The sequence below is a fragment of the Enterovibrio calviensis DSM 14347 genome (genome assembly GCF_000621165.1).
GTDB classification, from domain to species: domain Bacteria; phylum Pseudomonadota; class Gammaproteobacteria; order Enterobacterales; family Vibrionaceae; genus Enterovibrio; species Enterovibrio calviensis.
On the sequence record NZ_JHZA01000017.1, the window covers coordinates 51,918 to 74,856 of the forward strand.

Annotated in this window: 20 protein-coding genes; 4 read left to right on the forward strand and 16 right to left on the reverse strand. The window is 46.3% G+C overall.

Features of this window, described 5'->3' with window-relative positions:
- Positions 1-117: 117 nt before the first annotated feature.
- The 3 genes from Q365_RS0114230 (at position 118) to Q365_RS0114240 (ending at position 1,884) form a co-directional block, all read left to right on the forward strand.
- The gene (locus tag Q365_RS0114230) at positions 118-597 is read left to right on the forward strand and encodes a cupin domain-containing protein (RefSeq protein WP_028023974.1); all 480 of its coding nucleotides are present in this window, start codon (positions 118-120) and stop codon (positions 595-597) included.
- Positions 598-1,356, forward strand: a complete 759-nt coding sequence (locus tag Q365_RS0114235; RefSeq protein ID WP_028023975.1) for an SDR family oxidoreductase — start codon at positions 598-600, stop codon at positions 1,354-1,356. It abuts the gene before it with no gap.
- A gap of 123 nt (positions 1,357-1,479) precedes the next feature.
- Complete coding sequence (locus Q365_RS0114240; RefSeq protein ID WP_245621553.1) at positions 1,480-1,884, forward strand: hypothetical protein; 405 nt, start codon at positions 1,480-1,482, stop codon at positions 1,882-1,884.
- 54 nt (positions 1,885-1,938) lie between these two features.
- Here Q365_RS0114240 and Q365_RS0114245 read toward each other — a convergent pair whose 3' ends face one another.
- The 9 genes from Q365_RS0114245 to Q365_RS0114285 all read right to left on the reverse strand — a co-directional run bounded on the left by Q365_RS0114245 (position 1,939) and on the right by Q365_RS0114285 (position 11,847).
- Positions 1,939-2,835 (reverse strand): helix-turn-helix domain-containing protein, encoded by an 897-nt coding sequence (locus tag Q365_RS0114245; RefSeq protein ID WP_028023977.1) that lies wholly within the window; start codon positions 2,833-2,835, stop codon positions 1,939-1,941.
- Between the two features lie 14 nt (positions 2,836-2,849).
- Complete coding sequence (gene xylB, locus Q365_RS0114250) at positions 2,850-4,325, reverse strand: xylulokinase (protein WP_028023978.1); 1,476 nt, start codon at positions 4,323-4,325, stop codon at positions 2,850-2,852.
- 4 nt (positions 4,326-4,329) lie between these two features.
- Entirely contained in the window at positions 4,330-5,139 is an 810-nt protein-coding gene (locus tag Q365_RS0114255) for an L-iditol 2-dehydrogenase (RefSeq protein WP_028023979.1), read from the reverse strand.
- On the reverse strand, positions 5,136-6,536 hold the full coding sequence (locus tag Q365_RS0114260; protein WP_028023980.1) for a mannitol dehydrogenase family protein: 1,401 nt from the start codon (positions 6,534-6,536) through the stop codon (positions 5,136-5,138). Before Q365_RS0114260 ends, Q365_RS0114255 begins: the two co-directional genes overlap by 4 nt.
- Positions 6,529-7,632, reverse strand: a complete 1,104-nt coding sequence (locus Q365_RS0114265; protein WP_028023981.1) for an ABC transporter ATP-binding protein — start codon at positions 7,630-7,632, stop codon at positions 6,529-6,531. Before Q365_RS0114265 ends, Q365_RS0114260 begins: the two co-directional genes overlap by 8 nt.
- Positions 7,629-8,462, reverse strand: a complete 834-nt coding sequence (locus Q365_RS0114270; RefSeq protein ID WP_028023982.1) for a carbohydrate ABC transporter permease — start codon at positions 8,460-8,462, stop codon at positions 7,629-7,631. Before Q365_RS0114270 ends, Q365_RS0114265 begins: the two co-directional genes overlap by 4 nt.
- A gap of 9 nt (positions 8,463-8,471) precedes the next feature.
- Positions 8,472-9,332, reverse strand: coding sequence for a carbohydrate ABC transporter permease (locus Q365_RS0114275; RefSeq protein ID WP_028023983.1), 861 nt, complete (start codon positions 9,330-9,332; stop codon positions 8,472-8,474).
- Between the two features lie 65 nt (positions 9,333-9,397).
- Positions 9,398-10,714, reverse strand: a complete 1,317-nt coding sequence (locus Q365_RS0114280) for an ABC transporter substrate-binding protein (RefSeq protein ID WP_028023984.1) — start codon at positions 10,712-10,714, stop codon at positions 9,398-9,400.
- A gap of 233 nt (positions 10,715-10,947) precedes the next feature.
- Positions 10,948-11,847, reverse strand: coding sequence for a mechanosensitive ion channel family protein (locus Q365_RS0114285; protein WP_028023985.1), 900 nt, complete (start codon positions 11,845-11,847; stop codon positions 10,948-10,950).
- A 431-nt stretch (positions 11,848-12,278) separates the two neighbouring features.
- On the opposite strand from Q365_RS0114285, the gene Q365_RS25740 reads away from it, so the two are divergent.
- Positions 12,279-14,960, forward strand: coding sequence for a M4 family metallopeptidase (locus Q365_RS25740; RefSeq protein WP_051563798.1), 2,682 nt, complete (start codon positions 12,279-12,281; stop codon positions 14,958-14,960).
- On the opposite strand, the gene Q365_RS0114295 is transcribed toward Q365_RS25740, so the two are convergent.
- The 7 genes from Q365_RS0114295 to Q365_RS0114325 form a co-directional block, all read right to left on the reverse strand.
- Positions 14,957-15,559, reverse strand: coding sequence for a chloramphenicol phosphotransferase CPT family protein (locus tag Q365_RS0114295; protein ID WP_028023986.1), 603 nt, complete (start codon positions 15,557-15,559; stop codon positions 14,957-14,959). The genes Q365_RS25740 and Q365_RS0114295 overlap by 4 nt on opposite strands.
- A gap of 204 nt (positions 15,560-15,763) precedes the next feature.
- Positions 15,764-17,047: a cytosine deaminase gene (locus tag Q365_RS0114300; RefSeq protein WP_028023987.1), complete on the reverse strand. Its 1,284-nt coding sequence runs from the start codon at positions 17,045-17,047 to the stop codon at positions 15,764-15,766.
- 56 nt (positions 17,048-17,103) lie between these two features.
- On the reverse strand, positions 17,104-17,628 hold the full coding sequence (locus tag Q365_RS0114305) for a DUF4136 domain-containing protein (protein ID WP_028023988.1): 525 nt from the start codon (positions 17,626-17,628) through the stop codon (positions 17,104-17,106).
- Between the two features lie 356 nt (positions 17,629-17,984).
- Positions 17,985-18,647, reverse strand: a complete 663-nt coding sequence (locus Q365_RS0114310; protein ID WP_028023989.1) for a hypothetical protein — start codon at positions 18,645-18,647, stop codon at positions 17,985-17,987.
- Positions 18,648-18,890: 243 nt separating this feature from the next.
- Positions 18,891-19,640: a LytR/AlgR family response regulator transcription factor gene (locus tag Q365_RS0114315; protein ID WP_028023990.1), complete on the reverse strand. Its 750-nt coding sequence runs from the start codon at positions 19,638-19,640 to the stop codon at positions 18,891-18,893.
- Complete coding sequence (locus tag Q365_RS0114320; protein ID WP_028023991.1) at positions 19,628-20,653, reverse strand: sensor histidine kinase; 1,026 nt, start codon at positions 20,651-20,653, stop codon at positions 19,628-19,630. The genes Q365_RS0114315 and Q365_RS0114320 overlap by 13 nt, the downstream gene beginning before the upstream one ends.
- Before the next feature lie 359 nt (positions 20,654-21,012).
- Complete coding sequence (locus tag Q365_RS0114325) at positions 21,013-22,833, reverse strand: diguanylate cyclase domain-containing protein (protein ID WP_028023992.1); 1,821 nt, start codon at positions 22,831-22,833, stop codon at positions 21,013-21,015.
- Positions 22,834-22,939 lie beyond the last annotated feature (106 nt).

Consider the following 22,939-nt stretch of genomic DNA (forward strand, 5'->3'; position numbering starts at 1 on the left):
CGATATGAGTCGCACTTTATCCTTCTGCGATGACGTAAGTTCTTCTTATTGCCTGTTCATTACTTCGCCAGTATTGATATGCTGGAGACAATAACGTGCGACAACTGGAGAGTGGTGATGAGCGACTATATCGTAAAAAAAGAAACCATTGAGGCCATGGAAGGGATAACGAAAACTCACTTTTTAAACCCTAACGCCATAAGGACGAATAAATCGCTCGGTGACTTGGCAGGGTTAACGGGCCTTGGCTTCCACATCGTTGAGATAGAACCCTCCTATGAGTCGACGCAATTCCACGTTCATTACTTTGAAGATGAATGTGTATACGTGCTTTCTGGGAACGCAGAAGTGACCATTGGGGAAGAGACTTATCCGGTGTCTGAGGGTGACTTTATTGGTTATCCGGCGGGCGGGCTGCCGCATACCATGGTCAATAATGGCGACAGTACATTGCGCTGCATCGTTGTAGGACAGCGTCTTGCCCATGATGAGGCGGACTATCCGCGACTCAACAAGCGAATTTTCCGAAACCAAGGGCGACCTTGGCAAGTTGTAGATATTGAATCGATCGATTTTCCAAATTCAGGGAAGAAATAAGTGAGTCGTACGCATCAATCAATCGCACTCGTAACAGGGGCAAGCCGTGGCATTGGCGCGGCAACAGCACGTCAGCTTAGCGCTCAAGGATATATTGTTTGTGTAAACTTTCATGCCAGAGAAGACGCAGCGCTTGCCGTCGTTAAATCAATTACTGAGGCGGGTGGGAGAGCTTTCGCTGTTCAAGCCGATGTTTCACAAGAAGCCGATGTACTTAAGCTCTTTGCCCGTATTGATGAGGTCGGTTTACCTCTGACGCAGCTAGTGAATAATGCAGGCATTTTATTCACACAAAGCAAGCTGGTCGACATGAGCGCCGAGCGCATCAATCGCGTGCTGCTCGCCAATGTGACGGGCACCTTGCTCTGTGCGCGAGAAGCGGTAAAACGTATGGGACGGTCGTATGGCGGCATGGGTGGATCGATTGTGAATGTCTCTTCTGGGGCATCTCGATTAGGCTCGCCTAACGAGTATGTTGATTACGCGGCAAGTAAAGGTGCGGTGGATACATTTACCATTGGTCTATCTAAAGAGGTTGCAGGGGAAGGTGTTCGAGTGAATGGCGTTCGCCCGGGGTTAATTCATACCGATATCCATGCAGATGGCGGGGAACCAAACCGTATTGAGCGCCTTCAAGACAGAATTCCGTTGCAACGTGGTGGCCTTCCAGAAGAAGTGGCTGAGGCTATTTGTTTTCTTTTGTCTGATGCATCGTCATTTACGACAGGAAGCATCATAGATGTCACTGGCGGAATTTGATTTGCTTTAGACTTTCGGGTCCTATACCCAAGCAACCTGAAATCGTCCATCTTCAGGTTGCTGGGTATAAACAATCACGCGCATTTATGGAATAATGCTGAACATCATAAATGGCTGATAAGTATGATGTTGTTTCTTATTCGACCTTTCTCTATCTCGCTTGCTGCATGTTTGTTCACTTTGGGTGCGCCTGAAGCATTTTCCGCTGAGTACTTAACCAGCTCAAGAGTTGGGTTCAGCACTGACAAATATGTTCATCAACAGGTGAATACCAGTGAACCTGTTTGCCGCGATAAACTTCGAACACAATTACTACAACAACAAATCGTATTCAGTGATAGTCGACAATCGATGGAAGAAAGGCGGCTGGCTGAAGAGGGTATAGACGTTGCGCGAGCGGTGTTTTCTGAAAAACAGAGCTATTGTGATGCCAGCATCGCTTTAACTCGATTCCTCGAAAATGGAAATCTGGAAAAAGCACAGATACCCAAAACTGGCCAGATCCAGAGTTTCAATGAGCACCCATAGACGCACCTTTTTGTATGCTCAACGCCAGTAGTGGCATCGATAAAGTATCATTGACTAAGACAAGTCTAGGTTAACGCCGCGAGTTTGAGATGCATGTTTCTTGCGGTAAGCCAAGGGGCTAAGCCCGTTGATGCGGCGGAACTGTCGGCTGAAGTTGGCAAGATTATGGAAACCAACAGTTTGGCTAATATCAGCGATGGTGTCACTCGTGTCACTTAACAAGACGCAGGCTCGCTGGATTCGAACGCGGTTGACGAAATCGGTGAATCGGTGTCCAGATGATTGGTGAAAAAAACGAGAGAAATACGATTCTGACATTCCCAATTTATCGGCCAGTGTTTTTAAACGAAGTGGTTGTTGGTAGTTTTGCATGACATAGTTCACCACTTCGTTTATTCGACTTTGCAAGGTACCCGCATCTTTTACTTCCGACGCTGGCATATTTGAAAGTAAGCGCGTATTGCTTTGGCTCAGGTAGTTGATAAAAGAAAGAAAGTGAATTAATCGCGTGACACCTTGGCTTTCTTTCACCTTCATGAAGTGTTCCACTGCGGTGTCAAACGGCACATTTAAAAACTCGATACCCATTTTTGCTTGTTCCAAAAGCGGACCAAACTGGACGAGTTCTGGGAACGACTTTGCCGCCGTGTAAAACAAGTCGGGTTTGAACAATATCACCATGTCACGAAGTTCGTGAGTTTCCCCTGGTGTTAACTGGCTTTCCCAATTATGGGGTAACCAAGGTCCAACCAGCGTCAGTTGACCGGGTGAGAAAGGGCCAAGATGGTTTCCAATCATGGCTTTACCATTGGTTTTTACGATGAGATGCAATTCATATTGCTCATGAACATGCCAGTGGATGCTGTGATGAGGCACCCCATGTTCTTTGTAGAACACCGACTTATCTTCAATCTGAATAAATTCCCAAACTGGATCTTTTTCAGCTGACATTAGGGTTTCCTTCCTTACCAAGTTGTGTGTCCATAGGTGGGCAGCAATGCTTGGTACAGTTTGCTAAAGTGTGCATGCTTCTCTAAATAAACACGGTGCCGACTTTGGTTCGGAACAAATGTTCTCTCGATATTAGGTGTTGCGCATATCGCTTCAATATCTTGCTGAGTATGCCCCAGTATGGCAAGCCTAGCTGCCCCCATAGCGGGCCCTGTTTCTGAGCCTTGATACTTGTGTATCGATACATTCAATACATCAGCAAGAATTTGAAGCCAGAAAGTACTTTTTGTTCCACCACCAATCGCACCGAGCGCAGTCAAAGGGCGATCGCTTTGGTTGAGTGCTTCTATGCAATCTCGAAAACTAAAAGCGATGCCTTCCAAAACCGCTGCGGCCATGTCATCCCGCCGAGTGTGAGCAGTTAGGCCATCGAAAGTGCCTGTCGCAAAAGGATTATTGTGGGGGGTGCGCTCTCCAGTGAGATAGGGGAGAAAATAAACGGTTTGATGTATGTTGTAATGAGCTTCTGCTTCTTCAAGCAGGGTCGCAATGGGCGTTGATGTGATTGACGCGAACCAACTCAACGGACTTGCTCCATTAAGTAGGCACGCCATATGACACCATCGTTTTGGTAGGGCATGCGCAAACGCATGGATGTATGCTTCTGGGTTGGCGGTGTGTTGCTCTTTAGCGACAAATATTTGCCCAGACGTACCCAGAGATAGAAACGCGTCCCCTTCATTGATCGCGCCAATACCAATACCGCCAGCGGATGCATCGCCCGCACCACCTACAACGATGACATCAGCGCAAAGCCCAAGCTCTTCTGCAATGTTATCTAATAGCGACCCGCTGCTTTCATTGCCCTCTATGAGTTGCGGCATTTGCGATCGCTTCAGGTAACAGGCTTGAAGGATGTCATCATCCCAGTCACGTTTGGCTTCATCGAGCCATAATGTTCCCGCGGCGTCACTGACATCGGTGTAGTAAGTGCCCGTGAGCTGAAGGCGAACGTAGTCTTTCGGTAAAATCACTTTGTGGATTCGCTGGAATAATTCGGGTTCATGCTCATGTAGCCAAAGTAACTTAGGCGCAGTGAATCCCGGCATTGCAGGCACACCGGCAATGTGGCCGATGTTAGGACATTGACGATTAAGTGTTTGGCTCTGTTCGAACGCCCGTCCGTCGTTCCAAAGGATTGCGGGTCGTAAAGGCCGACCTTGTTGATCTAAGCATACGGCACCGTGCATTTGTCCTGACAACCCGATGGCAGCGACGCCTTGCCAAGCTGCGGTATTTCGCGCTTTCAGTGAATGCATTGACGAGCAGGTAGCGTGCCACCATACGTCGGGATTTTGCTCATTCCACATCGGTTGAGGAGAGTCGATGCCGTACGCTTCTGAGTGGCTATCTAGAACACTGCCATGTTGATCAACGAGAAGGACTTTGACCGCAGAGGTGCCAATATCAATACCAAGGTATGTTGTCATACAGCTAGCTCATGACGTTGCCGCCGTCGACATTGTATGTCTGGGCAGTGATGTAATCCGATAGGGGTGAAGCGAGAAACAACGCGGTGCCAGCAATGTCATTGGGCACGCCCATACGTTTGAGAGGAACTTCTTCACCAACGAGTTTCTTCTTTTCGCCTAACTTGCGGTGCTCATATTTAGCAAACAACGCATCAACGTTGTCCCACATGGGCGTATCAACCACGCCGGGGGAAATACCGTTCACCGTGATACCGTGTTCAGCCAACGCTAAGGCGGCAGATTGAGTATAATTGATCACTGCAGCCTTGGTTGCGCAGTAATGCGCCACTAGCGCTTCACCGCGACGGCCTGCTTGTGACGCCATATTAATGATTTTCCCCCCGTTACCCGCTTGTACCATTTCCTTTGCGACGTCTTGCATCAAAAAGAACATGGCTTTGACGTTGACGTCAAAAAGTAGATCAAACTGAGCCTCCGTCGCTTCAAGCAATGGTCCCATGTCAAACACGGCGGCATTGTTGAACAGCACATCAATAGCGCCAAACTGAGACACCGTCGAACTGACCAAGTGGCGGCGTGCATCGGCGTCGGTAATGTCGGCATGCAAGTAACAAAGGCTGTCACCGTATTGGTCAAGCAACGCTGACACACCTGTTGACGGTTCTTTGGGTAAATCAGCAATCACACATTTTGCGCCGCTGGCGAGATACGCATAGGCGACAGCAAGACCAATACCGCCATTGGCGCCGGTTAACAGCGCCACTTTTCCTTGAAGTATGGGTTTTCCATGTTGCTCAATGGCGAGTGTCATGGGTAGCGCTCCTCGTAGCTGTCTAAGGTTTGCTGGATCTGGCTTGCAAGGGCTTGGTGGAACATTGGAAAACGCGAGGTTAGTCCCTGCCAAATGTCTGGGTCACTGAGAAATGCTTCGATAGGCTCAGGGCTTTCCATCCAACGTTGTGCGACCGAGAGGTAAGGGTCTTTATAGTTGAACGTAAAACGGCCACTGAGATTGAGGTGAAGGAAGCAGTACCAGTGAGCGATCAAGTTAACCGCTGCTGTTGGCATGTAGTCGCGATCGAGGTTGAGTTTCACCGTAGGCAAAATGAACTGCGGAAACTTACTGATACTGTCCATCGCGATACGCTCAATGGAATCTGCAATGTAGCTATTGCTAAAACGGGAAATGATAATTGCGCGATATTCCTCGAGATCAAACGGGCGATCGTAAATGGTCGGTATCACTTCGTTTTGGTGATACTGCTTGAGCCATTCATTGAGTTCTGAATCACGAATATTCTCGTCATAGGTTATGTACCCTCGCAAAGCCCCAACATAGGAAAGCAAGAAATGACCGCCATTGAGAATGCGAATTTTCGCTTCTTCAAAGGCATGAACATTGTTGGTGAAAGTCACGCCTACTTTTTCTAGCGGCGGGAAAGTCGTGGCAAAATTGTCTTCTATGACCCACTGTTCAAAATCCTCCCCCATGATGGGACACGCATCGTCCATGCCCGTGTGCAGTTTTACGTCTTCAAGCAATGAAGCAGGAGGGACGGGGGTAATTCTGTCTACCATGGAACACGGGAAGGTCACGTTATCATCAAGCCAAGTTTCAAGCTCAGTGAGTTGTGCGGCTTGAACAAACTGATAGAACACTTTCTTGAGCCTATTACCGTTATCGCGCAGGTTATCGCAAGTCGCAACGGTGATGGCACCGTGCGGCATTTTTTGGCGTGCTAATAACGCCAATGCGAGAAAACCAAATAGTGTTTTAGGTTGACCGTGTTGTTGGCGTATTACTTCAACATCATGGGCGATTTCAGCATGGGTGAGATTAAGGTCATCACTGTCCGTTAAATAGTAACCGCCTTCGGTCACCGTAATGGTAATGGCTTTGACTTTGTCATCATTGAGCACATGGGCAATGACACCTGCGTTTTCAGATGCATCTTCAACGGCATTGATACTGCGTATTTTAATGAATTGTGCCGACCCGTCTGGCGCAATACGTTTAAAGTGGTAACTGCCGTTTTGTTTTTTCAGTGCCGTTGGGATCGCTCGTGTTTCCTGCCGAAGATTGATGTCCGTGTAATACCAGCGCTCGTCTTCTGGTAGCGTATCGTTCAGCAATTGGAGGTAATAGGCCTGATGGCCTCGGTGAAAAGCACCGATGCCAAAATGGACGAGACGATTGTTTTCAGACATGGCTTACCTCACCGTAGATGTTGGTGGCTTTATCATCACTATCAAATAAGTACACTTTTTCTGAATCGAGCTTTATACCGATGGTTTCACGCAGTTTCGGTGTGTGGATTGGATCGGCACGCACCACGATGGTTTCTCCGCTTAATGTGCGGACATAGGTCAGTGTTTCACTGCCTAGTTGCTCGATAACTTCCACGTCGCCCTTTAAGTCGCCGTCTTCGGGGCCGCAAAGAGTTAGCGATTCAGGACGAAAACCAATGCTGGCAGAAGACACTGCACGATCTTCATAGGCAGATTTGGACAACTGAATGTTAGCGTCATCGTTAAATTGAACAGTGAGTTTGTCACCATCCACAACCTTATTTACTGGCAAGACATTCATCTTAGGCGTACCGATAAATGTCGCCACAAAGCGACTCGCTGGCTGATGGTACAGTTCCAACGGCGTGCCGATTTGTGCAACTTCACCTTGGCTCATGATCACCACTTTGTCAGCGAGGGTCATGGCTTCGATTTGGTCGTGTGTCACGTAGATCATGGTGCTCTCTAACTCTTGATGCAGACGCGAAAGCTCAATACGCATTTCGACACGCAGCGCCGCATCAAGGTTAGACAAGGGCTCATCAAACAAGAAAACTTTCGGGTTTCGCACAATGGCACGGCCAATGGCGACACGCTGGCGTTGACCGCCAGAGAGCGCTTTTGGCTTACGATCGAGTAGGGCTTCCAGCTTAAGTGCTTTCGCCACTTTCCCGACTTTTTCTTCGATCTCTTGCTGAGGTCGCTTTGCTAACTTCAGCGCAAAAGACATGTTGTCTTTGACCGACATGTGGGGGTACAGCGCATAGCTTTGAAACACCATAGCCACGTCGCGTTTTGACGGATGGGTTTCAATGATGGATTCCCCGTCAAGATGAATGTCGCCATCAGATGACGATTCAAGCCCTGCAATGGTGCGAAGTAAGGTGGATTTTCCGCAGCCTGATGGGCCAACAAATACCACAAATTCGCCTTTCTTGATTTCAAAATCAATGTTCTTAAGTGCCAGCGTTTCGCCGTATTTTTTGTATAAATTTTTGACTTGTAAGTAACTCATTTCACAGCCCCGAAGGTTAATCCTTGAACCAGTTGTTTCTGACAGAACCAACCAAGAATGACGATAGGCGCACACGCGAGTGTGGACGCAGCAGACAACTTCGCCCAGAACAAACCTTCCGGACTTGAGTACGTCGAAATCATGGTGGCGAGGGTTCCAGCATTGGCTGACGTCAGGTTGATTGACCAGAATGCTTCGTTCCAACTCAGCACGATAGATAGCAGCGCCGTTGATGCAATTCCGCCTAGCGACAATGGCAGCAGTACATGGCGAATCTCGCCCAGTGTGTCTGCGCCATCAAGACGAACGGCTTCAAGGATGTCACGCGGGATGTCCTTGAAATAAGAGAACAACATCCAGACCACGATGGGCAAATTGATCAAGGTGTAGATAATCGTCAGTGCAAAGGTGGTATCTAACAGCCCTGTTTTCTGACACAAGACGTAGATAGGAACCAGAACGCCGACTGCCGGCAACATCTTGGTGGAAAGCATCCACAACAGCATATCTTTGGTGCGTTTTTGAGGATAAAACGCCATCGAGTATGCGGCAGGAATAGCGATTATCAGTGCCAAAATGGTCGAACCGAAAGCGGTGATTACGGAGTTAATGGCAAACTTCATGTAGTCACTGCGCTCTTGAACAATGCCAAAGTTCTCAGCCGTTGGTTCAAAAATGAACGTTGGAGGAACAGAAATCGCCTGTTGCTCAGTTTTGAATGCCGTAATAAGCATCATGAAAATCGGGAAGAACACCAGCAGTGCTAACGCCCAGCAAATAATCGGCCTGAGCCATCCCGTTTGATCAATAAGTGAAACATTTTTAGCCATGATGCCTCCTTAAGCGACCAAGTTTTTGCCGATTGCTCGGATAAGAAAGAACGCCACAATGTTGGCAAGAATGACCGCAATCAAACCGCCAGCCGAAGCGACACCCACATCAAACTGCATCAACGCTTGTGCGAAGATCAGATAGGCGAGGTTGGTTGATTCATAGCCCGGACCACCACCGGTAGTCACAAATATCTCTGCAAAGATGGATAGCATGAAGATGGTTTCAATCATCATGACGACGGCGATTGGACGCGCTAGGTGCGGCAATGTGAGGTAACGGAATACTTGCCAGCCCGTTGCGCCATCAAGCAATGCTGCTTCTTTTTGTTCATGGTCCATCGATTGCAACGAGGTAATGAATATCAACAGAGCAAAGGGCATCCATTGCCAACTTATCATGGCGATAATCGACCCCAGCGGGAACTGGGTGAGCCAGTCTATGGGCTCCAATCCTACGCTTTCCCAAAGTGATGCGAGAACACCGTACACCGGGTGCATCATCATGTTTTTCCATATCAGTGCATTCACTGTGGGCATGATGAAGAAAGGTGAAATCAATAAAACGCGCGCTATCCCGCGGCCAAAAAAGGGTTTGTCGAGTGCAATAGCAATCAACAAAGCGCCGAGTACGGTGACCACCAATACCATGCCTACCAAGGTCAAGGTATTGAACAATGCCGGCCAGAAAGCGTCATCTGTGTAGAAGAAATCGAAATTCATCCATCCGACGAACTCGTTCTCTCCGGGGTAAAGCAGGTTATATCTGATGGTTGAGAAATAAATCGTCATAGAGAGCGGGACGATCATCCATAGCAGCAAGCTGATAAAGGATGGGGCAACCAACAGTCGAGGCAACCATTTTTGCATGAGCGACTACCAATAAACGGAAGATGAAGCCGGGCAGAGGGCTGCCCGGCAAAGGGAGGTGCGTATTACTTGTAGTAGCCAGACTTACGCATTTCGCGATCCGCTGACTTGTTAGCACTTTGAAGCGCTTTTTCTACTGTGGTTTTTCCTGCTAGGGCAGAAGACAACTGTTGTCCTGCTGCAATACCAATCGCTTGGAATTCAGGGATCGCAGCAAACTGAACACCAATATACGGGCTTGGGTTCTGCGTGCTGTTTGATGGGTCTGCTGAGTTAATGGCAGCCAGTTCCGCTTCAGCAAATGATGCTGCGTCTAGGAATGCTTGCGTGTCATACGTTGATTGGCGTGTACCTGTCGGTACGCTTGCCCAACCGTTCTTCTCAGCCACAAGTTTGATGTAGTCTTTTGACGTTGCCCAAGTCACGAACTTCTGCGCAGCATCGACATTCTTCGTTGCTGCAGGTACTGCCAACGCCCATGCCCATAACCAGTTAGCGCCGCGGTCGGTAACGGCAACAGGGGACTGAGCGAAAGCGACTTTGTCGTGTACCTTGCTCTGACTTGGGTCTGTGATAAATGACGCAGCGATAGTCGCATCAATCCACATGCCACATTTGCCTTCGTTAAACAGCGCAAGGATTTCGTTGAAGCTGTTAGAGCTTGAACCTGGAGGACCATACGTGCTGAGAAGGTCTACATAGAAGCTAACTGCATGGTTCCATTCAGGTGAGTTTAATTGTGGCTTCCAATCTTCATCAAACCATTGGGCACCAAATGAGTTCGCCATGGTTGTGACAAATGCTGTGTTGTCACCCCAGCCTGGCTTACCACGGAGACAAATTCCGTAAACGCCGTTGTCTGGATCATGGATGGCAGCTGCAACGTCTTGGATATGTCCCCATGAGGCGCGATCAGGTACTGTCATGCCCGCTTTGTCGACTAAGTCTTTGCGGTACATCACCATCGAGCTTTCACCATAAAATGGCACCGCAAACAGTTTGTTGTCTACCGAGAGGCCTGCGCGCATGGCAGGTAAAAGATCATCGACATCATAAGCATCGTCTGTTTCGATTTCTTTTAACCAACCTTTCTTGCCCCAGATTGGCGTTTCGTACATACCGATAGTCATCACGTCAAACTGCCCACCCTTGGTGGCAATGTCAGTCGTGACGCGTTGGCGAAGTACACCTTCTTCCAGTGTTACCCAGTTGAGTTTTATATCGGGATTTTGTTTTTCGAACTCTTCGCTAAGTTTCTGCATTTCAATCATGTGACCGTTGTTGACCGTTGCAATGGTCAACTCAGTCGCTGCGTATGCAGACATTGAGAAAGCGGTACAGCATGCAGCAAAGGCAGTTAACGTTTTCCTTGTAGACAGCATTTTTAGTTCCTCATGGTTATTAAGATGAACATCGGTTGTTGTTAACATCTGTTTAACAATGTAAGTACAAAAAAAGGCGCCTGTGAATAAAAGCAGTGAATAAAAGTACTTTTTAGTATGAGGAATGATGATTTTTTTACTTAGAAAGTGTGCATTGCAGCAGGTTTGACAGGTAAACAAGACACAGTGCTGTCTGTTATATCAGACAGCATTGTGAGGTGTATTAGCGAGAATTAGCAGTGAAGAGCGTTTGAATCGAGTTCAGATAGGAGATCATCAGCGATCGCAACCGGAGCTTGTTTTAGAATTCGTTCGCAATAAAGCGTCATGAAATCTTCCCTGATCATCTGCTCTAATTCTGGCGCACGTTCGGTCGGGCAGAATAAGCGTATGTGAACTTGTGGGTCGCCAAGATCGGTTGATGTGACGTGGATATGAGGATCTGCACCGGGTAAATCCACACCAGCGTGACGCTCAATCATGTGGTTGTATCGTGTGGCGACTTCGTAGAAATCTTCACAATGATCGTCAATGCGTGCGAGCAAACTTGGGACCATTGGGTAGAGGTTTGCGGTCTCTTTTACGGTTATCTTAAATTCATGATAAACATAGCGTTTCATAAAGTTTAGGTTTTTCACTGGTGTCGTGAAAAACAAGCTGTTAGGAAAGGTGACGGTCTTGCCCGTGTAGGTGTAAGTGCCATGGTGAAGGTCAATCTCTTGAATTTTGGTTGCCATTAGATTGTGTTCGATCACTTCACCACACAGTGAGCCCACTTCAATCCATTCCCCTATCTGAAATGAGCGAGAACTTGCTCGTTGGATCGAACCTGTAAAGCAAAGAATGATTTCCTTTGAAGCCACGACAACTGCGACTGCGATGGCGGTGAGTGACAATGCGAACTCGTTGATTTCTGATCGCCAAACCAAAAACATGACGATGAGAAGAATCGTAAAAGAGCCATTTTTTGTCTGTGATATCCATTTACGTTGCTCTTCACTAAGGAAGTTGGTCTCGCCCCATATGAGCTTGATCATGATGCGCCGAATGGTCCAGATAACGAAAATGATCAGTAAGGTGAGGAGAAATTTGTGTTCAGTAAAGAACGTGATGAGCGACTGAAGTTGTTCCACTGGCGTTTCCTGTTATACGAATATATTCAATAGGTAGAAACCTTTTTTGCCACACTACTGACTATATACTGTCTTATCAAGAGAGGGAGGCGACTGTTTTGAGATCAGCGTAATTACGCCTATATCCATGTAACCTGAATCCTGCATCTTCAGGTTACATGGGCATAGGTTGTCGCATTCAATTAGCGTGTTCACCGAAGGTTTGCGGTGAGAGAGAGCCATCTCCTTTTCCACTGTGTTTTCTGGGGGCATCGACTAGAAATAACTCAAAAGATATTCGGCATCAAACGGTTGCAAAGAAGCCTAATTACTGGGCGATCAGCGAACAAAAAATAAACCATGAGAACTGCTGTATCTGACTTTATCAAATCCAAAACCTCTACCATTATTAAATAGAGACCATATGTCTTATTTTAGATTCTGGTGGCTTAATGAAGATACTCCGGTGCCAATGCTTGGTGATACTTTCAGCAATACTCTCCATTGAATCAGCCAACGGGACCGTGGTGGAATCAGTTAATGGTGATGCTTCTTTATTGTCAGATGTGCAACAGGGGCGTTATTCAACACAACGTTCGTCTTTCTCGGGTTTCGTACCAACAGAAACCGTCGTGCTTCCTAACGGCAAAGTTAAGACCAAACACCAACAATATTATCAAGGATTGCCTGTGCGAAAAGGGCGGGTAGTGTCTGACAAAGACATTAATGGCTTCTCGAACGCACGAGGTAAGCACGTTGTAGGACTGTCCCAGAATTTAACGAAGACATCGCCTTCTGTTAGCCATCATCGAGCAAAACAACTGCTAAAAAATCAGTATCCCACCTCCGCACCATACAACAATATCGTCGTGCCAGAAGACGAGTCGAGTGAGCTATTTGTATGGCTTGATGAAAACAGCCAGCCCCATCTCGTGTATGAAGTGAGTTTTTTCATGCCAACGAGAAAACCCACTCGCCCTCATGCTTACATTGATGCTAAGACGGGCGAAATCTTGAAAATGTGGGAAGGTCTGGCGCACGCGTCTGATATCGGCGGCGGCCCTGGTGGCAATGAGAAAACTGGGCAATACGTTTTCGGTTCTGATTATGCAGGCTTTGCTGTTGATAAAGTGGGTACGACATGCACGATGGAAAATGCCAACGTGAAAACCGTCAACTTAAACCATGGTACTTCTGGGTCGACGGCTTATTCCTATACGTGTAATGACGCGAGTAATACCAATTCATACAAAACCATAAATGGTGCTTACTCTCCGCTTAATGACGCGCATTTCTTTGGCCAGTTAGTGTTTGATATGTATAACGATTGGCTAAGTATGTCACCGCTGACATTTCAGTTGGTCATGCGTGTTCACTACAGCAGTAACTATGAAAATGCTTTTTGGAATGGTTCTTCAATGACATTTGGCGACGGCTACAGCACCTTTTATCCCTTAGTGGATGTTAATGTGTCTGCACATGAAGTGAGCCACGGATTTACCAGCCAGAACTCGAATTTGATTTACTCGGGAATGTCGGGGGGCATCAATGAATCCTTCTCTGATATCGCGGGTGAAGCGGCCGAATATTTTTGGAAGGGCACCACTGACTGGGTTGTTGGTTCGGACATATTTAAAACTGGACTTGGATTGCGATATTTTGTCACGCCATCGGATGACGGACGCTCCATTGATCATGCAAATGAATACTATTCGGGCATGGATGTTCATTACTCTAGCGGTGTATTTAATCGCGCTTTCTATCTCTTAGCGACAACCTCCGGATGGGATGTCCGAAAAGCGTTTGAAGCGTTTGCGTTTGCCAACAAACTTTATTGGGAGGCAGACTCAAATTTCGATGATGGCGGCTGTGGAGTGGTGCGTGCTGCAAGTGACCTTGGCTATAACACGTCGGATGTTGTGAATGCGTTTCAGCAAGTCGGTGTCTATGCGTGTTTGGATGCTACCGAGTTAACTGATGAGGTCCCTGTGACAAACGTCAGTGGTGGCGCTGGTTCAGAAACGTCGTTTTATTTCTCGCTTCCGGTTAATACGGATAGTGCCAGTGTGACGCTATCTGGGGGAACGGGCAACGCCAATATGTTTGTGAAATACAATGATTGGCCTTCGCCGTCTGACTATGACTGTGCGTCGACTGGGTCTGACAACAATGAGGTGTGTGATATCACCTTCCAAGGCAGCGGTGAATATAATGTATTGCTTGTTGGAGACACGAGCTTTACCGGCGCAACTATCGAGTTGGATGTCGTACTGACTCCGCCTCAAGCGTTGTCGATTGGCGACAGTATTTTGAACCTTGCGGGGACACGTGGTGACATGCTGTTCTACACGTTCACGATGCCAGAAATTGGTAATGACGTACGCGTCAGTATCGCCAATGGGAATGGCGATGCCGATTTGTATGTGAATAAGGGGAGCGCGCCATCTCAATCAGACTACGATTGCAGACCTTATTACTATGGCAATAATGAAACCTGCCAAGTTACAGGTGACGCTGGTGAAATTGTCTACATTATGCTCCATGGGTACAGTGATTATTCTGGTGTGACGCTGTGGATCGAGCAGGGGAGTGTGGCGTTACCTCCAGAAGAACGCGCAGAGCCCATTGATCCAAATTCACCGATTGCCAACCTTCAAGGCTTGGAAGATGAAGCGATCTATTATTCTTTCACCGTTACGAGCTCGGGTGTGTTGGCGTCCAATCAATCATCATTAAGCGCAACCGCATTAAATGCATCTGCACTCTCTACAAGCACAGTCACTGTCTCGTTATCAGGAGGGATAGGTGATGCCGATCTTTATGTTCGGGAAGGGGTAGTGCCAACAACGACTGAGTATGATTGTCAGTCTAAGGGGAGCTCAAATCAGGAATCATGCTCACTATCTGGGATGAGCGCCGGCACCTACTATGTGATGATATATGGCTCAGAGGCTTTCGAAGACGCAACATTGTCAATGTCTGAGACAACGTCGACTCAGTCGACCGTCGATTCCGGTGGCGGAGGTGGTGGCAGAGCGCTAATACTTTCTTTACTGGGCGCTATCTGTTTATGCAGCAGACAGCACGCCAAGTCAGCTCGTAATTTTAGGTCGTCATTAACTTCATGCAGCTAGATGGTTTCTGTGTCAGATTCTCTTTCCATTTTTGAAGACACAGATTTAAGGCTGGTATCGGCGCCTTTGAATCCTGAACTGTTTTTCAAACTACTCAATATTTTCTGTGCACTCGTCGATGGAGAGACAGACGTGGTATCTAACTCAAGATCGTAATGCATGCTCGCATGGACGTGAGGGAATTCGCTTTCGGCTAAACCAATGGCCCGATCACCGCGTTGACGCTCACGTTCATTTGCCGTTTTCAACTCGCATTTCACGCCGATTAGACAGACGTCAAATTCAGACAATGCTTCAAGCATGTCGCGTTTTTCATCGTCAGGAATCCACGCATTATCAAGGATCAGTTTGCAACCGGCTTTTGCAAGTCCCTTTGCTGCTTGGTGATAACCGCGCACTAGAGTTGGATAGTCATATCCTTGGCGTGTAATGGCTTTTCCTTCCATCATCTTTTCGAGATCACTGGGTGGTAGTGCGTACAGTACGCTGTCTATGCTGAAGTTGAGATACTGCACGGGTAGCATTTCAATCAGCTCTTTCGCGATACTGGTTTTGCCTGAACTACCTGTACCATTGAGCAGAATGATTTGTGGATACATGGCGTTTTAACCTAGCTGGAATGACATGGGGTGATTTAAACACACAGATTTTTCAGGTGTATAGGTACGTCACAATCAATTGAATAGGGAGTCGCAAATTTCTTAGGAGAGCGCCGATTTTTTTGCACTTACTTCTAATTTCTCCTGCTTTTTGCTTCTTCTATTTTTACCCAAACAAACGGCAGAAGAAGGATTCAGCGAGCGTTACTGGCGTTTGAACGTCACGTTTTCTGTGGTATCGAAGTAAACGGATGTTACTGAAGGTTGGGTCTGCGCAATCACCTTGCCTAAACGAATGGAATACCTAACGGGCACTTGCCGACGAACGGCATCAAAGTCATTCTCTGCAGGCAGAATGATAAGGTTGCCAGGTTTGCCAACGTCGATCCCATAATTATCTTCGATGTTTAGCGTGCGTGCAGAATGGTGACTGATCAGATCAAGAGATTGGTTGAGTTGGTCGTACCCCATGATTTGGCAGACATGAAGGCCCATATGTAGCACTTGCAACATATTCGCCGTGCCGAGTGGGTACCAAGGGTCAAAGACATCATCGTGACCAAAACACACATTGATGTTCGATGCCAGCATCTCTTTGACGCGAGTAATACCGCGACGCTTTGGGTAGTCATCAAAGCGACCTTGAAGGTGAATATTAACCAATGGATTCGCAACAAAGTTGATTTCAGACAGCTTCAGTAGCCGGAACAAACGCGAGGTATAAGCGCCATTGTATGAGTGCATCGCAGTGGTGTGGCTGGCAGTCACTTTATTGCCCATGTTGTATTTGTGTGCCAGCGCGGCCACGGTTTCGACGAAACGCGATTGCTCATCGTCAATTTCATCGCAATGCACGTCAATGAGACGACCATATTGATGGGCTAATTCAAAGGCAAAATGCAGCGATTCAACGCCGTATTCTCGGGTGAATTCGAAGTGGGGAATTGCGCCTACAACATCGGCACCCAGTTTGACTGCTTCTTCTAGAATGGCTTTTCCATTCGGGTATGAAAGAATGCCTTCTTGTGGAAAGGCGACAATCTGAATATCAATCCATTGTTTCATCTCATCTCTCACTTCTAACATTGCTTTCAATGCTGTGAGCGTCGGGTCAGAGACATCAACATGGGTTCGGACGTGTTGAACGCCGTTGGCAATTTGCCACGTAAGCGTCTGTTTAGCGCGTACCTTTACGTCTTCACTCGATAGCGTTGCCTTTCGCTCTGACCATCGCTCAATACCTTCAAACAGGGTGCCAGAAATGTTCCAGCTGGGTTCGCCTGCAGTTTGGGTTGTGTCTAAATGAATATGAGGTTCACAAAAAGGAGGGAGAGCTAGACCGCCTTCAGCGTCAATCGTCTCAATATGTGATTCAACATCGATATCATTGGTGTCGATGGCGGAGATCACTCCCTTCTTTATCAATATGTTGGACGGAGAGTTTTGGCCTCGAATGACGGCATTGGTAATAAGCAAATCAGTTGTCATTAAGCAATCTTCCCTGTCATTGAATATTCACCGATCTTCTAGGGTGAAGCATTAAGCTACTTGGGTATAGGCGGAAACTCTTCGAACATTTCTTTAACCTGTTCTTTTATTAACGCGTTTTTACTCGAAGGCGTCATTCTATCCGTTAGCTTTCTTTTCGATACTGCTCGCCAAATCACTTGATTGGACATTGGATCTACCATTTCAACAACGAGTTGTCCGTAGCTTCGTTCTTCATAGCGTGTTGGCGTTTCATAGCCCATCCCGAATCGTCGTGAGCCATAACCAAAACGAACGGATGAGCCAAAAGCGACATTCTCGGTTTTGGGTTCTATAAAGTAACGAACGTTCACGTTTGGCTCGCTGTCAGTTTCAGTGAGTCCCATTGCCGCTAGCTCCGCACTCACCGCTTGCTTCACACGTCCATCGTCAAGCGATGAAGGGCTTGAACCTTCGGGGCCAACAATCTCGTATGACTGAATGTCATTGTACGCATACTGTTGATCATAATCGGTATAAACATTTTTTGCGCATCCTACTAATGTCAGCATGAAAAAGAGTGAAATCAGACGTAAGTACATAGTGTTCTCTCAGGTTCAGTGAAATCTTTGCTTCGCAAGTGCGAGGTTGCTAAGCATGAGCGGTCTTCGCTTTGGGGGCGTGTCAGTGTCCTATCAAGCTTTATACTTCTTAGGATGGACGCTCACGTTAACATTTCGAATATTAACGTGACTTGAATAAGACCACCAAAACCCTGAAAAAGTTGCCAGAGAGTGCGTGATATTCAGCTGAGGGCAAATAGGAAAATTTCGACGATCGATGCATAGATACTCGCGTATTTACGCTTTGGGAAAGAAAGGATGGAATGTATACCCAAGCAATCTGAAGATGCTCGCTGAATCCTGCATCTTCAGGTTGTTTAAGTATAGTGCTTTGATTAAGCCTTGCTGGTGAGTGAAAGTGCTTTTTTGGTCATAGGATGTGTAGGAGCGAGTTTTTGCATGTTTTGGGCCCACATCTTGGCCATGTCGTTCTCTTTCATGTCTAGAGCTGCTTCAACTGCACCAATATGTATCCATGCTTGTGGTCCAAAAGGATAGTTTTGCAAATGTTCAGAAGCCATCATGTGTTTCAACATCTCATAGCCACGTTCTTTTTGATGGAGGTGCTCGGGGCTATTGACGAATGTAATGGCGGCAATTGAACGAATGAATATACCTTCGTTAAGTCCATAATATGGCTTGGAATAAGAATCTATGCTCAATAGCATTAGCGATTTATTGAGATTTTCAAAGCCAAGCTCAATGTATTCCTTTTGTTTCCAAGGGAACCAAGAATCTCGCGCCTTCATGCTTAGCGTGCTGCCATAGTATGCGGTGAGTAGCGGATCGTTGGGGTATTGTCTCAATAGGCTAGCGACAGAGGTAAGAACAACTTCTCTCGCTTTACTCTCGCCAGAGGATGCGTCGATAAAAAAGTCTTGCAGTGTTCTAGGAGCAGGGTCGGCGTTGACCTGCGCGAACCAAATGGGAAAGATGCTGGTTAGTACAACGATAGCGAGGATCAGTGACCGACCAAATAGATTGTTTTTAAAGGTCATATCCTTGACTCCATTAATATATCGTTGGCTTCTGATTAGTACCAAGTGTGTTCAACATGCTTGGTCAGTAAGGTTACTTTATCGCCAGTTGTGATATTGAAAAGGGCTGTGCGACAAACGGTGAATCTTTGCGATGAATGGTAATTGCCTGTCTTATCACTTAGATAAATGCCCTTAAGGCCCAGAAGCAAAGGACATCTTGCTGGTGGGCATTAGCATCAAGGTAAGGGTATCGGTCTTTAGTTACATTTGTTTGAATAGGGTATTGGCATTGCGGCTGACAGGCAGTTTGATATTGCTGTTGTTGAGCTCAACAACCATTTTTCCAGTGATATCTCGAGAAACGCGATTGATTGAAGAGACCCTAACGACAATTGAGCGGTGTATTTGCCAAAAAGTGTTATTGCACAGACTATTGGATAGACTCTTTAGCGGTGTTCGAATGATATATTCGCCGTCTTCTGTGACCACAGTTACGTATTTGTCTTCGGCTTTAAAGTATTCGACATCATCAACATGAATGAGGTGAATATCTTCACCCTTGGCGGCTTTTAGCCAAGTTAAAGGCGTTTCTTTTTTTACTTGTACTTGCGCCAGAATGCTGAGCAAATCGTCACGATTTAGAGATTGCTCTTGCTGATTGGCAAGTCGCTCACATGTCTTTTGCAATCGAGCTTTGTCGATGGGTTTAACGAGGTAGTCTACCGCGCCTTGCTCGAAGGCCTCGATGGCATAGTGGTCGTAAGCGGTGACAAAAATGATATGGGGTAGCACATTTAGATCATTAATGATGCTAGCGACCTCTAGGCCATTTAGCCCTGGCATTCTAATGTCTAAAAATACCACATCGGGTTTGAGTGCTTTGATTTTTTCAACTGCATCAATCCCGTCCTTAGCACTGGCAACCACATCAATAGATGAGCTGAGTTCACCTAGTAATTTACTTAAATGATGACGCAGTAACGGTTCATCATCAGCTATCACTGCTCGCATAGAATAGAAATCCTCGTCGTGAAACCACCTCTGCTATGAGGAATAAGTTCTAATTTCCCACCATCACCATAAAGAGCACAAAGACGTTGTCGCACGTTTTTCATACTTAGCCCATGACCATTTGATGCGTCATTGAAACCAATGCCGTTGTCTGTTATTTCAACCGTTATCGTATTGCCTTCTTTGGAGAAATTCAGTTGAACATGCCCCCCTTTGATGGACGGTTCGATGCCATGCACGACGGCATTCTCAACAGCAGGTTGAATCAGAAATGGGGGTATAAGTGTTTGTGGTGAAATGGAATCATCCAATGAAATGGTATAGCCCATTCGGTCACAAAGGCGTATTTGTTGAATAGACAAGTAACTATCAAGAAGACGTAATTCATCTGTTAGCGAAATGGTGTCTTTGCGTTGTTGCTTCAGGCTTGCCCGGAGCAGATCCGTGATTTTTTCGAGTAATTTTTTTGCTTTTTGAGCGTCGCTATCAATGAGAACTTGGATGTTGGCTAAGGTGTTAAACAAGAAGTGAGGCTCCATTTGTCCCTGTAGGCTTCTCAATTGGCTATTGATAAGCGCTTTTTCTTGTTCAATTTGTTGGAGCTTAATATCCTTTAATTGTGACTCTGCTTTAGCAACTCGTGCCCGAGTAATGAAAAAGTAAGCCATACAAAAAGCAATGACCACGGTGACAGTCAGTGCAGGCAATATGCTATCAACTCGAGTTAAACCTTTGTGACTGTACATCCAAAGCAACATATTTAACGTACCAATAGGCATTCCCACCAAAGTAGCTAAACCGATGTTCTTCCAACTATTTTTATTGGGATATGTTTTTGAGATGAAATTATTGGATATGGTAAAACTAACGCCATACCCGAAAGAGATAGCGACGTGGTAGAGATACGAGCCTTCAAATAGAAATTGGGTGAGATAAGCAATTACAAGACATAAAAGGACTGAGTAACTGATATTGGAGATATCAAAATGTTTATATGTGGAATTATTAGTCATTTGCCCGTGCCTCTTGAGTCTTAGACGATGTTAATTTTTATCAAGGCAAATCGATACATCTATATAGATGAATAAGAGTGATAATTGTCGAGGAAACTACAATTATCATCCTTCAATCGTTCGAATTGGATTTCATTTTGGAATGTTGTCTAAAAAATAGGCGCAGCAAAAAATATGCGCGCCTTTCGATAAGGTATTTCGGATGCACAGTGGCTTTTCCGTCATGTTTGGGAAAACAATATGGAAAAACAACCAACACAAACACGTTAACAAAGAACGTGTTTGTTGTCAGCATGATGAGATAAACGTCAATATGTGACGATAAGTGGTTTTAAAAAGGTGTAGACGGTGAAGGTAACCTAATTCCCATTCGATGTGCTCGAAGAAGAATGCACCGAAATAACATCCGACCGTGTACCATTCCCGCCTTTCCGCTCCGCATCAATTCGCATCATCTCGCTCGTATTAAACATGTGTTGAGGATTAATACGATCTTCGGTGCTTTCGAGTGAGGATAAACCAATGCTTAATGTGATAGCACCTGTTTGCGACAGGATAAACGGGAGGCTTTTTTGCTTAAGCCCACTGTGCAATTTTTGACAGACGACCTGAGAGTTGTCTCGTGTGGTATGTGGCAAAATGATTGCGAACTTTGCGTTTTGAAGGAAAGCGAGAACATCGGAAGAACGCTGGCATGTGTCTTTGATAATTTGGCTTATCGCTACCAATTGCTTGTCGGCATCTTCTTGCCCCTGCGTATTCACATATGCGTCAAATTGGTCAACGGAAATGAGCAAAAGGCTCAAAGGTGTTTTGTAGCGACTTGCGCGGCGTAACTCTTTGTCCAACATATCATTAAAATGACGAGTATTCCCTAATCCCGTTAGCTCATCAACGATATTGACCTCTTCTAACTGATGGGTGACGTCATCCAACGCTTCTTGGTTTAAATCTAAGGCATGGTTAAGTTCAACATTTTCATCGCTGATCTGATGAATGGTTTCTGTTTGGCGTCTAGCGAGCAATACAAAGGCTAGCACCATCGAACTGAGTCCAAACACGATGACGAGTGTGGTCAGTGCTTCTGTTTTATATTCCTGCCAAATAGGCGCTTGGTAGTTAATGAAACGAGATCCTTCAGGGAGCTTCGCTGACTCAATTTGATGCTTTTCAACGGCCTCTAAATCGAAAAATAGTGAGGCAGGGGCAACTTGATCGGCAGGTAGGGGTGCATTGAGGTCTTGATCTAGCACCTGTAGGGCAAGCTGCGCCGCTGCTTTACCTTGACTGAATCCAGTCACGATTTGTCCGCCCACGGGACCATGACCAATGTGAGAATGCCAAAAGGTATAAACCGGGAACGGGGTAACAGAAGCAAGTAGGCGTGCAGTTTCTGCTGGGCTGTAAAGGCTGCCATCCATCTTTGGAATGGTATTACTCAATGCGAAGAGGAGCGTTTTGGCTGACAGCTGGCTGAGTGATTCATCAAGCTCATCAAGTGGTTTATCGAGATAGATTTCAATGTTCAGTTTCTTTGAAAGCGCAGGGATCACGTTGTCCCTAATGACATCAACCATATGCTGGTTGTGGCCTTCACGCTCTGAGCCAATAAACGCGATGGTTTCAGCTTCTGGGTGGAGTGTTAAGGCGATATCGACAGCATTGAGGTAGTCAGTAAATTCCGAAATACCGGTGATACGCGGGGCATCATTGAGTGTTTTCACTGAAAAGTCGGTCAATGCCGTATAAATGATAGGCTGACGTGGAAACAACGTGTCTTGATGAGCCAAAGCAAACTCAATGGCTGGTTTGTCAGAAGTGACAATAAGATCAGTCGCGTCGTTAACTTTCTTTAACGCAAGAATGTCGGCAAGCTTGTCTTTAATTGGAGCCGCATCATGACGAAGCGTATCGAGGTATACGACGGAAAGTTCGATCGGCTCGGCTGAAGCAGCTAGCGTTTCTCTTAAACCATTCTCAACTTCGTCACTCCATCCATAACCTCGGTGGAATGAGTTGATGAACAGTATTTTCTTGGCGCTCATTTCAGCGGAGACAGGCGTTGATGAGAGAGAGGTGGCACTCGCTGAAAGAAGCAAAACCATCACGACGCTTGCAAATTGAATATTAAAACATCGAGAGACTAGGCCTGTGACCTTACATAGAATGCGTTTGCTCATAGCGTTCTCTTCTACTTTTTTGTCATGTTTAATGATCACCTGACTCACAAGTGAGTCGATTAGCTAGTAAGTGTAGTTACCTTTTCAGCTGTTAAGTCAAACAAAT

Coding starts and splice junctions, on each gene's coding strand:
- Q365_RS0114230 (WP_028023974.1), top strand. CDS start 118: ATGAGCGACTATATCGTAAAAAAAGAAACCATTGAGGCCATGGAAGGG.
- Q365_RS0114240 (WP_245621553.1), top strand. CDS start 1,480: ATGATGTTGTTTCTTATTCGACCTTTCTCTATCTCGCTTGCTGCATGT.
- Q365_RS0114245 (WP_028023977.1), bottom strand. CDS start 2,835: ATGTCAGCTGAAAAAGATCCAGTTTGGGAATTTATTCAGATTGAAGAT.
- xylB (WP_028023978.1), bottom strand. CDS start 4,325: ATGACAACATACCTTGGTATTGATATTGGCACCTCTGCGGTCAAAGTC.
- Q365_RS0114255 (WP_028023979.1), bottom strand. CDS start 5,139: ATGACACTCGCCATTGAGCAACATGGAAAACCCATACTTCAAGGAAAA.
- Q365_RS0114260 (WP_028023980.1), bottom strand. CDS start 6,536: ATGTCTGAAAACAATCGTCTCGTCCATTTTGGCATCGGTGCTTTTCAC.
- Q365_RS0114265 (WP_028023981.1), bottom strand. CDS start 7,632: ATGAGTTACTTACAAGTCAAAAATTTATACAAAAAATACGGCGAAACG.
- Q365_RS0114270 (WP_028023982.1), bottom strand. CDS start 8,462: ATGGCTAAAAATGTTTCACTTATTGATCAAACGGGATGGCTCAGGCCG.
- Q365_RS0114275 (WP_028023983.1), bottom strand. CDS start 9,332: ATGCAAAAATGGTTGCCTCGACTGTTGGTTGCCCCATCCTTTATCAGC.
- Q365_RS0114280 (WP_028023984.1), bottom strand. CDS start 10,714: ATGCTGTCTACAAGGAAAACGTTAACTGCCTTTGCTGCATGCTGTACC.
- Q365_RS25740 (WP_051563798.1), top strand. CDS start 12,279: ATGAAGATACTCCGGTGCCAATGCTTGGTGATACTTTCAGCAATACTC.
- Q365_RS0114295 (WP_028023986.1), bottom strand. CDS start 15,559: ATGTATCCACAAATCATTCTGCTCAATGGTACAGGTAGTTCAGGCAAA.
- Q365_RS0114300 (WP_028023987.1), bottom strand. CDS start 17,047: ATGACAACTGATTTGCTTATTACCAATGCCGTCATTCGAGGCCAAAAC.
- Q365_RS0114305 (WP_028023988.1), bottom strand. CDS start 17,628: ATGTACTTACGTCTGATTTCACTCTTTTTCATGCTGACATTAGTAGGA.
- Q365_RS0114310 (WP_028023989.1), bottom strand. CDS start 18,647: ATGACCTTTAAAAACAATCTATTTGGTCGGTCACTGATCCTCGCTATC.
- Q365_RS0114315 (WP_028023990.1), bottom strand. CDS start 19,640: ATGCGAGCAGTGATAGCTGATGATGAACCGTTACTGCGTCATCATTTA.
- Q365_RS0114320 (WP_028023991.1), bottom strand. CDS start 20,653: ATGACTAATAATTCCACATATAAACATTTTGATATCTCCAATATCAGT.
- Q365_RS0114325 (WP_028023992.1), bottom strand. CDS start 22,833: ATGAGCAAACGCATTCTATGTAAGGTCACAGGCCTAGTCTCTCGATGT.